The sequence below is a fragment of the Pseudonocardia aurantiaca genome, from assembly GCF_039526725.1.
In the GTDB taxonomy this organism is placed as follows: domain Bacteria; phylum Actinomycetota; class Actinomycetes; order Mycobacteriales; family Pseudonocardiaceae; genus Pseudonocardia; species Pseudonocardia aurantiaca.
On sequence record NZ_BAAAJG010000027.1, the window covers coordinates 388,028 to 401,788 of the forward strand.

At 68.9% G+C, this 13,761-nt stretch carries 11 protein-coding genes; 9 read left to right on the plus strand and 2 right to left on the minus strand.

Translation table 11 applies throughout. The annotated features are described in order from the left end of the window. Positions 1-11: 11 nt before the first annotated feature. The gene (locus tag ABD143_RS34810; RefSeq protein WP_343986880.1) at positions 12-3,467 is read left to right on the plus strand and encodes a GAF domain-containing protein; all 3,456 of its coding nucleotides are present in this window, start codon (positions 12-14) and stop codon (positions 3,465-3,467) included. A gap of 22 nt (positions 3,468-3,489) precedes the next feature. Here the strand turns inward: ABD143_RS34810 and ABD143_RS34815 are convergent, their stop codons facing one another. After that, positions 3,490-4,032, minus strand: a complete 543-nt coding sequence (locus tag ABD143_RS34815) for a hypothetical protein (protein ID WP_343986883.1) — start codon at positions 4,030-4,032, stop codon at positions 3,490-3,492. Between the two features lie 259 nt (positions 4,033-4,291). Here ABD143_RS34815 and ABD143_RS34820 point away from each other — a divergent pair, with 259 nt between their 5' ends. From ABD143_RS34820 to ABD143_RS34845, 6 genes are all read left to right on the plus strand, one after another. Beyond that, positions 4,292-4,639, plus strand: a complete 348-nt coding sequence (locus tag ABD143_RS34820; protein WP_343986886.1) for an alcohol dehydrogenase catalytic domain-containing protein — start codon at positions 4,292-4,294, stop codon at positions 4,637-4,639. Positions 4,640-4,996: 357 nt separating this feature from the next. Then, positions 4,997-5,548, plus strand: coding sequence for a hypothetical protein (locus ABD143_RS34825; protein ID WP_343986890.1), 552 nt, complete (start codon positions 4,997-4,999; stop codon positions 5,546-5,548). Beyond that, entirely contained in the window at positions 5,545-6,927 is a 1,383-nt protein-coding gene (locus ABD143_RS34830; protein ID WP_343986893.1) for a Dyp-type peroxidase, read from the plus strand. Before ABD143_RS34825 ends, ABD143_RS34830 begins: the two co-directional genes overlap by 4 nt. Then, entirely contained in the window at positions 6,920-8,053 is a 1,134-nt protein-coding gene (locus tag ABD143_RS34835) for a DUF4331 family protein (RefSeq protein ID WP_343987208.1), read from the plus strand. Before ABD143_RS34830 ends, ABD143_RS34835 begins: the two co-directional genes overlap by 8 nt. 7 nt (positions 8,054-8,060) lie before the next feature. Then, positions 8,061-8,768, plus strand: a complete 708-nt coding sequence (locus ABD143_RS34840; RefSeq protein ID WP_343986896.1) for a hypothetical protein — start codon at positions 8,061-8,063, stop codon at positions 8,766-8,768. Positions 8,769-8,783: 15 nt separating this feature from the next. Beyond that, positions 8,784-9,968, plus strand: a complete 1,185-nt coding sequence (locus ABD143_RS34845) for a PucR family transcriptional regulator (RefSeq protein WP_343986899.1) — start codon at positions 8,784-8,786, stop codon at positions 9,966-9,968. Positions 9,969-10,005: 37 nt separating this feature from the next. Here the strand turns inward: ABD143_RS34845 and ABD143_RS34850 are convergent, their stop codons facing one another. Beyond that, a complete protein-coding gene (locus ABD143_RS34850) occupies positions 10,006-11,337 on the minus strand; it encodes a PucR family transcriptional regulator (RefSeq protein WP_343986903.1) in 1,332 nt (443 codons plus the stop codon). 578 nt (positions 11,338-11,915) lie between these two features. On the opposite strand from ABD143_RS34850, the gene ABD143_RS34855 reads away from it, so the two are divergent. Together ABD143_RS34855 and ABD143_RS34860 are read left to right on the plus strand one after the other, a co-directional pair. Next, positions 11,916-12,785, plus strand: coding sequence for a helix-turn-helix transcriptional regulator (locus ABD143_RS34855; protein ID WP_343986906.1), 870 nt, complete (start codon positions 11,916-11,918; stop codon positions 12,783-12,785). A gap of 442 nt (positions 12,786-13,227) precedes the next feature. Continuing rightward, positions 13,228-13,533, plus strand: coding sequence for a nitroreductase family protein (locus ABD143_RS34860; RefSeq protein WP_343986908.1), 306 nt, complete (start codon positions 13,228-13,230; stop codon positions 13,531-13,533). The last annotated feature ends 228 nt before the right edge of the window (positions 13,534-13,761 follow it).

Sequence of the window (13,761 nt, forward strand, 5' to 3'; positions counted from 1 at the left end):
AGATTGCACTAGTGGCGCTGATTCTGGCGGTGGCCGTTGCGGGCTTCATCGTCGCGCGCACGCTCGCCGAGCGAGACGTGCAGCGCGACTCCGAGCGCCGCGCCGAGGTCGCCGCGGCACAGATCCATGGCCGGATCGCGCAGGCGGCGTCGCTCACCGAAAGCCTCCGCCGGTTCATGCTGGACGCCAGCGGTGTAGGCGTCACAAGCGACCAGTTCGCGAGGAATGCGTTCAGGTGGCTCAGCCCGGCGGACTTCCCCGCCGCTGCATGGGCCGAGCCGCTTCCCGACTCACAGCGTGCGGCGTACGAGCGGCGAATCGGCCAGCCGATCGTGACACCCGACGACGGACACAGCGTCGTGCCCGGCGGATCGCGCTCCTCCTATCTGGCGGCGACGCTGGTGTCCGGCTTCCCTCCCCTGGCCCTGCCCGGGATCGATCTGGGCGGCGAACCCGGTATGGCCGCGGCACTCGATCGCGCGACCGACCTCGATGGCGTGACCGCGACGCCTGTGGCCGGCCCGGACACCGGGACGAACGGCCTCTTCCTGGTCGCACCGGCGCCGAACCTTGTCGGGGAGTCCCTGCGCCCGGGGTACGTAGTGGTCTTCGTGCCGGACCTGACGCTGAGCGCGGCGGCGGACACGCCGGGGTTGCAGCTGGCGGTCGGTGGCACTGTCACCGGCGGACCTCCCGCCGGTGAGCAGACCGTCCGCACGTCGTTCACCGAGGCAGGACAGCAATTCGACGTCATCCTGCCGAGGGGCCCGGTCCACGGCGCCGCGACGGCCTTGCCGTGGATCATCCTCGCCTGCGGCCTCGTTCTCGCCGGCCTCGCGCCGGTGCTCGGGATCAACGCGGCGCGGCGAGCGAGGGCGCAGAACGAGCTCGACCGCATCTTCAATCTCTCGCCCGACCTGATCACGGTGGCCAACTTCGAGAGGCACTTCACGCGGGTGAACCCGGCCGCGGAGCAGATCCTCGGCTACACGCAGGACGAGTTGCTCGAGCGACCGTTTCTCGACTTCGTGCACCCGGACGACCGCGAGCGGACAGCGGCGGAGTCGGCCGCGATCGGTCAGGGCAAGACGGCGATCTCGTTCGAGAACCGCTACGTCCGCAAGGACGGCTCGTACCGGGTGCTCGAATGGACGACGACGCCGGTCGTCGAAGAGAGCGTCATGTATGGGGTGGCGCGCGACGTGACTGAGCGCCGGCGGGCCGAGATCGAGCTCGAACGCCTGGCTGGCGAGCAGGCAGCGCTGCGGCGCGTGGCCACGCTGGTCGCCGACGGAGCCAGGCCGGAGGAGGTGTTCGCCGCGGTCGCCACGGAGGTCGGCCGGCTGCTGGAGGTCGAGGTCGCGGTCCTGAACCGGTACGACCCGCAGGACATGATCACGGTCGTCGGCATGTGGACCAGCACGGGTGCGACCGGGGCGACCCCGGTTGGCAGCCGGTTGCCGCTTGGCGGGCAGAACGTGACCACGCTGGTGTGCCGGACGGGCCGGTCGGCGCGGATCGACTACGCCGACGTCTCGGGTGCGATCGGTGAGATCGCCATCCGCGACTGGGGACCGTGCTCGTCGGTGGGCGTGCCGGTCAGCGTTGAGGGCCGGCTGTGGGGCGTCATGGACGTGGCGTTGACCCGCGATGAGTTGTTGCCGGCGGGCGCCGAGGCGCGGCTGGCCGGCTTCACCGAACTCATCGCAACTGCGGTAGCCAACGCGCAGGCCCGGGTGGAACTGCGGCGCTTCGCCGACGAGCAGGCGGCGCTACGGCGGGTGGCGACGCTCGTCGCCCGTGGAACGCGACCGGAGGAGGTGTTCGCCGCGGTTACCGCCGAGGCCGGTGGCGTGCTGGACGCCGACTACACGGCGATGGCCCGGTACGACCCGGACGGCGGGGCCACTTCCCTCGCCCAGTGGGTAAGAACCGGGGCCGCCTTGCCCGACCCGGTCGATACCTCACTGGCCCTCGGCGGGCGGAATGTGCACACGCTGGTGTTCCGGACCCGCCGGGCGGCGCGTATCGACGACTACGACGCGGCCTCGGGCGCGGGCGTCGAGGCCGTCCGCAAGCTCGGCCTCCGCTCGGCGCTCGGCGTGCCGATCAGCGTCGCGGGCAGGCTATGGGGCGTCATCAGCGTGGCGTCCTCGCGGGAGGAGCCGCTGCCCGCGGACGCCGAGGCGCGGCTGGCCGGGTTCACGGAGCTGGTCGCGACCGCGATCGCCAACGCCCAGGCCCGGCTCGAGCTGCGCGGGTTCGCCGAGGAGCAGGCGGCGCAGCGCCGGGTGGCGACCCTGGTGGCCCGGGGGGCGCCGCCGGGGGAGGTGTTCGCCACGGTCGTGGAGGCGGTCGGCCGGCTGCTGACGGTCGACCATACGATCTTGAGCCGGTATGACCCAGACGGCCTGGCGACTGTCGTCGGCCACTGGGCCAGCACGGACCCGGGGCGCCCGCTGGCCATCGACCTGCGAGTGAAACTGGAGGGGCAGAACATCCACACGGGGGTGTTCGACACGGGCCGTTCGGCGCGGATCGACGACTACCGCGCCGCCTCGGGCGCATTCGCCGACGTCGCTCGGGACTGGCAGTTCCGGGCGTCGGTGGGCGTGCCGATCTGGGTCGAGGAACGGCTGTGGGGCGTCATCATCGTGGGATCCCGCTCCGGACCGCTGCCGGCCGGCACCGAGTCCAGGTTGACCGGGTTCACCGAGCTGACCGCGACCGCGATCGCCAACGCCGACGCTCAGGCCGCGCTGGCCGCCTCACGGGCCCGGATCGTAGCCGCGGGCGACGCTGCCCGCCGACGGATGGAACGCGATCTGCACGACAGCGCCCAGCAACGGCTGGTGTCCCTCGCCCTGCGCCTGCGCGCGATGCAGGCGACGCCTCTCGAGGCCGGGGAACTCAGCTCGCAGCTGGACGAGGTCGTTGCCGAGCTGACGGGTGCGATCGACGAGCTGCGCGAGATCGCGAGTGGCCTGCACCCCGCCGTGCTCGCCGAGGGCGGGCTGCGCCCGGTGCTGAAGACGCTGGCCCGCCGCTCGGCCGTCCCGGTCGGCCTCGACGTCGGCGTCGATGGTCGGCTGCCCGAGCCGGTCGAGCTGGCTGCGTACTACGTCGTTGCCGAGGCGCTGACCAACACCGCCAAGCACGCCGATGCCTCCGGCGTCGACGTCACCGTGACGGCCGGTGAGGGCGTGCTGCGGGTCGCCGTCCGCGACGACGGCCGCGGCGGCGCGGACCTCACCGCCGGCTCGGGCCTGGTCGGGCTCACCGACCGGGTTGAAGCGCTCGGCGGCCGGCTCTGGATGCACAGCCCGCCCGGCGCCGGCACCACGGTTCAGGTCATTATTCCGCTGACCGCATCCGGCAGCCCGAGGCTGCGGGCAGCAGGCACCAGCCCACCGTCCGGCCCCGGCCCTGCACGTCCGGCCGAACCCAACCGTGCCGACAAGGCATGAGAGTTGACAGCGGCCAGCTCTCCTAGGACGTCGGGGGCGTCTGGACCGGCGGAATGCCGGGGCAGCCCGTCCGGACGCTGTCGACGATGGGCTTGGCCGCTGCCTCGACCTGGGCCACGGACGTGGTGAGGGTGCCGAGCTTGGCCGACAGGTTGTCCTGGTCGCCGATCCCGGCGATCGTGTTCTGCAGCGAGGCGACGGACTGCTTGAGCTCGGCCACCTGGGGCCTGAACTGCGCCTCGGCCGTGGTCACCAGGGCCCGCCCGGCGTCCGCGAGAGTCTGCAGCGCGTCCTTGACGCCCCCGGTGCCGATCTTGGTCGCGTCGAGCTGCGAGACCGCGTTGGCCGCTGTTTGGAACTGCGCCGCAGCGGAACATAGCTCGGGGGAATACGTGCCGGGCGCGGCGACCGCGGGCGCCGCCGCAGGGGGCGGCGGGGTCGAAGGCGGCGTGCTCGGCGCCGAGCACCCCCCGACGACCGCGACGCCGAGCAGGGACGCCCCGGCCGCGCGCACGACGGCCCCGCCGATGGTCCTTCGTCGGGACCCGATCACGATGCGCACCATGGACACCTCCAGGACTTGGTGCGGAAGGGCCGACCTGCAGCCCGGGGCGGATTGTTCGCGGTCCCGAGGGCCGGGACGCCGCCCGCGCGGGGTGAACCCACCCGACCGTCTCCCTCGTCGGTGGACGGCAGACGTGCCGTCTGACCGCGATCCGCAGCAGCACCTTTCAGCGACCCGTCCGCCTCGGCCTGTAATAGGGCCGACACAGAACGCAAGTGGCAGGTCAATGCGCACCCCTCACGTGCGTCATGGAGGCCTGATGAAGGCGATCGTGCAGGAGCGATTCGGCCCGCCGGACGTCCTGGAGCTGGTCGACACCGACCTGCCCGAGGTCGGGCCCGACGAGGTGCTGCTGCAGGTGCGTGCCGCCGCGCTCAACCCGTATGACTGGCACATCCTGCGGGGTGACCCTCGCATCGCGCGGCTCATGGGCGGCGTGGGGTTGACCAGGCCGAAGGCCCGGGTGGCCGGGGTCGACGTGGCGGGCCGGGTGGAGGCGGTCGGCGCGAACGTGGGCGGGCTGCGGCAGAGCGATGAGGTGTTCGGTTTCTGCCGGGGCGCGTTCGCCGAAGGTCGTCGTCACCGTGACGTGAGGCCAGGTGCGTGAGCCGGCGGCGTGGTCCCGGGCCCGAGTCGGCCGCTGACCGAGCCGACGCCAGATGATCGCGGGTGGCGTTGGATGGACTTCGCCGCACCGGCAACGCCCACCTCGACGTGAGCCGCCCGACGCCTGTGGGGCGGTGGCGCCGTTTCCTCTTGTGCTGTCAACACCAAGCCGTGCGGAATTCCGTGTCCGCGGCACGTGGCGGCCCGCCTCGGGCACTCATAGCGTGCCGAACTAGGCCGCGATGAGCGACAGAGCTGAGCGCCGAGCTGAACGCGGCGAGCTGATTACGGTCGACGGCGAGAAGCGCCTGTACCAAGCGGGGACGCTTTGCGTGGGCCAGTATGAGGAAGAGGGCTGATGTTCGACCCGAGTACATACAAGCCGATCTCTGCCGAGGTAACGGCCGAGGAAGTCGGTGAGTGGACGCAGGAGTGCCGCCGGCAGACCGACGGACTGGGTTTGCGGGTGGGCAACAGGGCCGAGTTCACGCTGATCGCGCCCGTCATCCAGCCCGACGGGCCGGCGATCTTCCGCGAGCGCGTGCAGAAGGCGCAAGTCGAAGCCGGCTACTGGGAGGGTCGCCTGGGAACGGTGCACGACCTGCGCATCGGCTTGATCAACGATGACACGCAGCTCTTGTTCGCCGCGACCTACAGTGACGAGTTCAAGCCCTACCTGCTGGACGTGATCCGCTTCGCGACACCATGGATCGACCACATCTTTTCCGGTGTCGCGGCGGGCTTCCCCGGCCTGAAATCGGACGAGGCGGTCCCGTACATCGAGAAGTATCAGGTGGAGGCCGCCTTGTGGTACGGCTCACCGAATCCGGACCTCACGCCTCGTGACATCACCAAGGCCGAGCGCGTGTCGCACGCCTTCGACCAACTGCTCGACGCAGCAGAAGGGTGAGCGCTCACCACGTCCGCACCGTCCCGGAGCTGGACTTCGACGACATCCAGGGGACGCTGCTGCGTTATCGACCCGATGTCTACTACGGCGTCTACATGATGTTCCGGATCGACGACGCGGAAGCGGTCAAACGGTCGCTGCGCACAGTCCTGCCGAAGGTCACCACCGCGGCTGATTGGGAGTCGCCCCGGCCGTTCACCTTGAACATCGCATTCACCTACAGCGGTTTCGAGGCCCTCGGCGTGCCGCCGGACTCGCTGGCCTCCTTCGCCGACGAGTTTCGCGAGGGGATGGCTGCCCGCAACGTCGTGCTCGGCGACGTCGGAACCAGCGATCCGCAACACTGGACCGCACCGCTCGGCAGCCGGGACGTGCACATCGGCGTCATCATCTCTGCGCACTCCGTCGAGGCGCTGGACGAGCCCGTGGGTGTCGCACAGCAGCTCGATGGCGTCACGATGATCTACCAGCTGGACGTCGGGGTCCTGCCGACCGGACGGGAGCACTTCGGATTCCGCGACGGCATCGGCAATCCGCATGTCATCGGCAGCACCAACCAGCCACGTCCCGGCCAGGACGAGGTCATGCCGGGTGAGTTCATCCTCGGCTACGAGGACGAGCTGGGGAAGCTGCCGGCGAGCCTGACCCCCGACGTCCTCGCCCGAAACGGCACCTACCTCGCATTCCGGCAGCTGCATGAGGACGTCGCAGCTCTTCGTCGCTTTCTGCGCGACAATGCCCGCTCACCTCAGGACGAGGAGCTGCTCGCCGCGAAGATGGTCGGCCGGTGGCGAAGCGGGGCACCGCTTGCGCTGTCGCCGGACCACGACGATCCAGAGCTCGGGGCCGACCCACAACGTAACAACGACTTCAGCTACTACGACGATGATCGGGGCGGGCGCCGGACGCCCCGCGGCTGCCACATTCGCCGGGGAAATCCGCGCGACAGCCTCAAGGACTCCATCGTTTCGACCAATCTCCACCGGGTCATGCGCCGCGCCGCGGTGTACGGCCCCATGTTGGCGGATGGGGTTCTGGAGGATGATGGCGCTGATCGCGGCATCGTCTTCATCTTCATGGGAGCCGGCCTCGCGCGGCAGTTCGAGTTCGTGCAGCAGGTCTGGATGAACGACGGTGACTTCGCCGGTCTGGGCAATGAGAAGGACCCGCTGATCGGCGACAACGACGGCAGCGGCACTTTCACGATTCCAGCGAAACCCTTGCGGCGGCGCCTGTCCGCGCTTCCGAGGTTCGTCACCGTCCGTGGCGGCGAGTACTTCTACCTGCCTGGTATCGCAGCGCTCACCTGGCTTACCACGCTGCCGGCAACGGAGCGCCAACCACACGTCCCACGATCGGAAGGCGCCCATCGTGTCTGACCATCTATCCAGCCCGCGTGCCCTGCAGGACCCGGTAATCGACCTTACCGACCTGTACTTCTTTCCTGTGCCCGACTCGCCGGGGCGTTTGGCCGTGGTGGTCAACGTCTTTCCGCTCGCGAGGCCCGGCGCGGCCTTCTCCGACGCGGTCGGCTACCGCGTCCGCCTCGCTCCCGCCGAGACCGGTGCGGATGGGGTCATCCGAGCCAAGCGAGCCGATCAGGTCACCCTGGATGTCACGTTCGGTGACCTCGACCCGGCGACCGGTACCCAGGCCGGTTCGCTCCGGCACGGCGACAAAGTCACCTCCTTCCGCACCGGCGACGGCGGCGCGGTCGAGTCGGACCAGGTCAGCGTGTTCGCCGGGCTTCGGAGAGACCCGTTCTTCATGGACGTGCGGCACGAGGTCGAAACCCGCGCCACCCGGCGCATCGCCTTCACCGATCCGGGTGTCGATGCGGTGGCAGGCCAGAACGTGCTCAGCATCGTGATCGAGTTCGATGCGGGTCACGTACTCGGGACGGACCGTCCAGCCGTGTGGGTCGTCGCGGCCGAGACCGTGAGCCGAGGCGTGCCGAACGCCCGGTTCGAGCGGCTCGGCCGACCAGAGGTCAAGAACGTCCTACTCTCCGTCAACGGAAACGACACGGTCAACAAGACCGTCGACCTCCGCGATCTCTACAACCTCGAAGACGCGTTCGCGGTCAACCCCGCCGCCGCGGCGGCCTACCGGGCGCGCTTGGACGCGAACCTCACCATGTTCGATGAACTTGACGACGCGATTACGTGGCCTTTCGCCCCGGGGCGCCACCACCCGTTGACGGAGATGTTTGTCAACGACCATCTGGTCCTTGACACGACGAAGCCGTTCACTGAGCGCGGCTACCTCGATCTCGAGCGCGCCGCGCTCTCCGGAAAATCCCCCGCCACGTGCGGCGGGCGCTGGCTCAACGAGGATGTCATCGACGTCCTCTACTCCGTCATCATACGGGGCTGGGACGGTGTGCCGATCCGAGACGGCGTCGACCACGCGACCATTCCGGCGTCACCGAAATTTCCGTATCTACCGGCCGGGAATCCGAACCCACCCGTTCCGGATCCCGGGGTGCCGGCGGGCAAGGGCTGATCTGCACATGGAGTTCGCGGTTCCGTTGCCCTTGTGTACGTCGGAGACGATCGCGCTGTCGAACCTCGACATCCAGCTGAGTAATCTGCGGCACTGGTACGCCGAGACCCGCCGGGTCGATGCCGGAACCCAGCTATTGGATGGCATCTTGAGCCGCTACTCGGTAACAGCCCGGGATGCCGACCTCCGATATGCCAAGGCGCTGGCGCAGGCGCTGGTCGAACAGGCCCCCCGGGACCAACGCTCCTGGATGGCTTTCGCCCAGGTCAGCGCCATGCTGCACCGACCGGCTGATGCCGGGGAGGCCCTGGCGAAGGCGACAGCCAACGCCGCCCCGCCGGTTGACGTCGCCGAGGTGCAAGCCGATCTGCTGGAGGCAGTTGGTGACCATCGCGCAGCGCTGGAGATCCGACTCGCGAACAGCCGCGGGCTCCCGTCGGCACCACGGCAGTTGCGCATCGCGTGCTGTCAGCTGGCGCTCGGCGCCACCCGCGAGGCGGTTTCCACGTTCGCCTCCGCAATACGCTGCTACGCCGACGTATCCCCGCTCCCGCTCGGCTCCATGCTGTTCAACTGGGGACATACCTGGGAACACATCGGCGGCCGCGCCCGCGCAGAGCGCGCTTACCACGCCGTCATCAGGTACCTGCCGAGTCACGTGCGCGCCCGTCGCGCCCTTGCTGAGCGCTCGATGAGGTCGAGCGCACGGGGCTAGGCCCACTCTTCGACGGTGACGGCGAACGCGTTGGGCCGCGGCCAGGTCGTGCAACTCCTCCAGGAGCAGGCGCCTGATCTGCTGGATCGGGTGTACGCCCGGATCCGCGTGGACGTGCCGTTCTACGCTGCCGGTGGTGTTGTCGACGCTGCTGAACTGCGCGAGTCACTGCAGGCCAACATCGAGTATGTGCTCGGCGGCCTGCTCGGCCGCGATACCACGGACGTCACGGCGCCAGTGGCCACCGGCCGTGCCCGAGCGGTCCAAGGGGCACCGCTGGTGGAGATGCTCGCTGCCTACCGCGCGGGTTTCGCGGAGATCTGGACGGCACTCGTCGCGGCGGCACGCGGCCTGCCGGAAGTGAGCGATGCCGTGCTGGTCGAGTTGGCTGGTGACATGTTCCGGCTGCACAGCACCTATGCCCAAGCCTCGGTCGGCGGCTACCGGGACGAGTACCGCGAGATCGTGCGTAGTAATCAGCGTGAGCACAGCGCGCTGGTCGAGGCCGTGCTGGCCGACTCGACGGGCGAGGGCTCGTTCTGGGAGGTCGCGGAGGCGCTGCGGCTGCCGCTGGCGGGCCAGTTCCTGGTCGTCGCCGCCGAGGCGGTCGAGCTGGGCCGAGACCCGCTGCCGCGGGTGGAGCCGGCGCTGGCCGCGCTCGATGTCAGCTCGGTGTGGCGCCTGCAGCCCGACCAGTCCGTGGGAGTTGTCACGTTACGCCGGGCTGCCCAGGCCGTGAGCGTGCTGGGAACGTTGTCGCGGCATGCCCTGGCGCGGGTCGGTGTGAGCCCCGTGTTCACGCGCTTGCGTCAGGCGAGATCTGGGCTGCGGCTGGCCAGGCTGGCGCTGGACCGTCAGGGGCCGGGTGCCGGGGTCGAGCAGTTCAGCGACAGCCCGCTGTCGATGCTGGTGGCGTCGGCACCGGACGCGGCGCTCGACGCCGCCCGGTCGATCCTCGGATCGCTGCTCGATCTCCGCGCGGAGGATCGCGATCTGCTGATCAACACGCTGCTCACCTGGCTGGACGTTGACGGCTCGGCCAGCGCCGCCGGGGCGGCACTGTCCGTTCACCCGAACACCGTGCGCTACCGGCTGCGCCGGATCGAAGAGGCCACCGGTAGGTCGCTCAGCGCTCCGGCACAGATGGCCGAGCTCGTCACCGCGGTCCGAGCGTGGTCGGAGCTGCCCTGCCACAGCTGACCACCGTCTGCCCGGCGACCCGATCCACCGTTTCCGACTATCCGAGATGCGGCTGCACGGAGTGGAAGCGCCGGGGATTGCGCACGGATGTACTCACCTCGTTGTCACCGAGGAGCGCCGAGCCGAGTTGGTCGCAGGCGCGGAGCGCGAGTTCGAGGTCGGATCGCCGGTCGGCGATCGGGGTCGGGAGCAGCTCCCCCGCCTTGCGGAGGCGGTACTGCACGGTATTGCGGTGGAGGTTGAGGGCCTCCGCCGCGGCCACGTAGCTGCCGCCGGTCTCCAGAAAGACGCGGAGGGTCTCGCGGAGGAGCCGGTTGTTGTTCTTGTCGGTCGCCAACGAGCCCAGCGCCTTGCGGACCCAGCTTCGGGCGGCGTCCAGATCCCGGCACATCAGCGCGATCGGCCCGACCTGCTCGGCAAGCGTGACGCGGCGCGACGACTGGACGGCCACCGCCATGTTATGCGTGGCGATCGCTTGCTGGTGGCTGGAACGAAACCCTTCGATCCCCTTCTCGGGCTCGCCGACGGCCACCCGGATGGTGGGGTCGGTCGCTCCGACGATCGCCTGCAGCTTTCCCTGGTCGACGTTCGGGCGGGCCCCGAAGGGCAGCCAGATCCACCCAATGGATTCGTCGAAGGGCACAAAGAGCGGACATCCTGCAGATCCCAGGTCAGCCAGCGCACGCGCCAACCGGTCGAGGCGCACGAGCCCTTCGCCGGCCTGGGCCGGCTCGGGCACCCACGCGACAACGGCCACATGGAACTGGCGCAGCCGATACCCGATGGCAGACTCGGCGGTGTCGAGGTCGAACTCCTTGCGGGCCAGTAGGTTCTTGATCCGCAGCGTATTCTGGGTGAGTAGCCACCGGTCACGTTCCAGTTGATAAGCGCTGACCACCTGCTCGGATACTCGGTCGACGTATGCGAAGCTCAACTCCAGAATGCGGTTCGTGATGGCCTGCAGCAACCGCGGGTCCGCTTCCTGCTCGGAAACCTCCCGAAGACACCATTCCAGGAACAGGGCATGACCGATGCGGTAGGCGCGCGCCAATGCGATCACGCTTACACCGCGCTGGGCGAGCCGCCGGGCGTATTCGGTGGCCGCGCTGGGTGCGGCGACGTTCTCCATCGAGATCTGCAGCCCGAGCAGATGCAGCAGTGCGCCGATATTCTCGTCGACGCTGGCATGCAACAATCCCTCGAGAAGTGCGTCCCCGCGCAGATTGGGGATTTCGGAGAGTAACAGCTTGGTGAAGTCCCGACTGATCCGGTCGAACCCGTCGGCGGCGATGGCCGTGATGGCGAAGAGCCTCGCGTCGATGGACTCCTCGTCGGCCCCCTTCAGATCACGGTGTCCGACGTCGGTCACCTGTCCACCCCCGTGGTGGCTAGCGGGTATGTGTCTGCTATCGGCGATGTGGCCGCCGTGTCGCAAGCCCGCGTTCCAGACGCCGGTCCCACCCGAGCTGATCGTCATGCTGTAAGCCTTCCAGCGATCGTCTCGGCGGGACTGGTAGCGCGGGCACCAGCGCCCGATCACGGGCGCAGCCCTCCACCTGTCCGGCCACCCGTCCGGCACGGACAAGTCATTGTGAAGACCTCGCTGACACCAAGAGCTCCATATTCCGCAAAACCCGCATTTTCTCGATCTCTCAACTCGCGATCCGCAACCGGACGCTGGAGCCGCAGCCGTACGAATCACCTAAATTTCCGATCAGGCCCTCACTGATCGACCCGGCCGGAACAAATTTCGCCGGCGCAGTGTTTACTTTCGGCGGTACGCGCCTTGTGTCGGTCTTTGCCGTTGTTCCCGCAGACAACCACGGGGCGCACCGTGCTGTCCGCGGCCACGTACCGCGATCCCGACTCCGCACCGAGGCTGTACTGCTGTGACCACATGTCAGCACCGTCGCTGGCTTGTACGTATGCCTCACGAACGGAGCACAAGTGACCCGCAATTCTGCCATGCTCGGCGCTTTTCTCAGAGCTCGGCGGGGACAGGTAGTTCGTGGCGAACTCGGGCTGCCCCTGATTGGGGGTCGGGCCTCGGGCCTGCGCCGCGAGGAGGTCGCCTACCTGGCGGCTGTCAGCGTCACCTGGTACACGTGGCTGGAGCAGGGCCGCGACGTCGCACCGTCCCGGCAGGTGCTCGACGCGCTGGCGCGGACGCTGCTGCTGTCCACCACCGAACACGCCCACCTGCTGTCGCTGGCCGGTTACTCCGCCCCATCTCCGGTCGCCGATCCGGTCGCCCCGACGGTCCCCGGCCACGTTCGGCAGTTCCTGGACTCGCTGGAGGAGTTTCCGGCGTATGCGATCGCCCCGGACTGGGGGATCTTGGCGTGGAACGCCATGAATACGGCGGTGTACCCGAACGTGCCGACCGTCGCGGGGTCGGATCGCAACATGTTGTGGTTGATGTTCACCGACCCGTACCTGCGCGATCTCCTGCCGGACTGGGAGCGCACCGCCCGGTCGTATGTCGCCGCGTTCCGGGCCGAGGCCGGTCCGCGGCTCACCGATCCGCCGTTCGCACTCCTGGTCAAGCGGCTGCTCGAGGCCAGCGAGTCCTTCCGTGAGATCTGGGAGAGCCATTCGATCGACGTGCTACCCACCCGCGAGCGTTTGGTGCGCCATCCCGTCCTCGGCGACCTGCACCTCCGGCAGCACAACTTCACACCCGCGGATCATCCCGACCTGCATCTGGTGATCTTCATGCCTGTCCTCGGGACGGACACCTCCAACCGACTGCATAGAATGCTCGACAGGGAAGCCGCCACCCCGCTCCGCAGCGATTCGCTCGGCGTCCTCCACTGACGATCCGAGGCGGGCCCTCCGCTCACGTTAATACTGCCGTGATCGGCGAAGACGGTGCTGGTGGCGTCGCTGCTAGTGTCTGGTGGATCTTGAGCGGCTGGGCCACGGAGCCAGATCTTGATCGAGGCGACGTCGATGGTCCCATGGAAGATGTACTCGCGTTTGTCGGTGCGTGTCGCGACCGCGCGGAAGGTCTTGAGCTAGTTGAAGGCGCGTTCGGCGGTGTCGCGCTGCTTGTAGGCCGCGGTGTCGAACTTCGGTGGTCGCCCGCGCGGTCGCGCGCGGCATGTCCTGATTCGTGACTCGTCAGCGTGTTCGGCATGTTTTGCGGTCGGTCGTTCGACTCGACCATTTGCCGGGATCGGGCGGATTCGATGGGCGGCCGCGTAGTCCCGTTGTGCTGTGAACACCGATCGGTTCCGAATCCTGTGCCCGCGGCACGGTGGAGGTCGGGCGCTGGAGCCCGCGCGCATTCGACTCGCGGCACGAGCTCACCGACGTCCAGCTGACCGCATCGCTCGAGGCCGCCCGCTGGGCACCGAGCGCCTCCAACACCCAGCCGTGGCGCTTCGCCGTCGCGCGCCGCGGGAGCACCGCGCACGCAGCCGCCTTCGACGCCCTCGCGCCGGGCAACCAGGCGTGGGCGCACGCCGCGTCCGCGCTGATAGTCGCGGCCGCCGAGACCGCCGGGCCGGACGGCGCTTCGGTTCGTGGTCCCACTCAGCCGCAGTACGCGAAGTTGGGTTGATCCACCGCTGATGCGGCATGCCCGACTACGGGCATGCCGTATCGGGCGAGGAGTACGGGGCGACCGGACACCGAAGATTGGCTCGGGTTCCCGGCTACACAGGACCAGCGTCGATGACAACTGCGAGGCCGTCCGCGTCCGGGGTGAACCACGCCCGGCGAACGTGACGGGGAAGGGACGATCAGATGCACATGCCAACACCGCGAGGCGCCGAGGGCCTGTACTCCT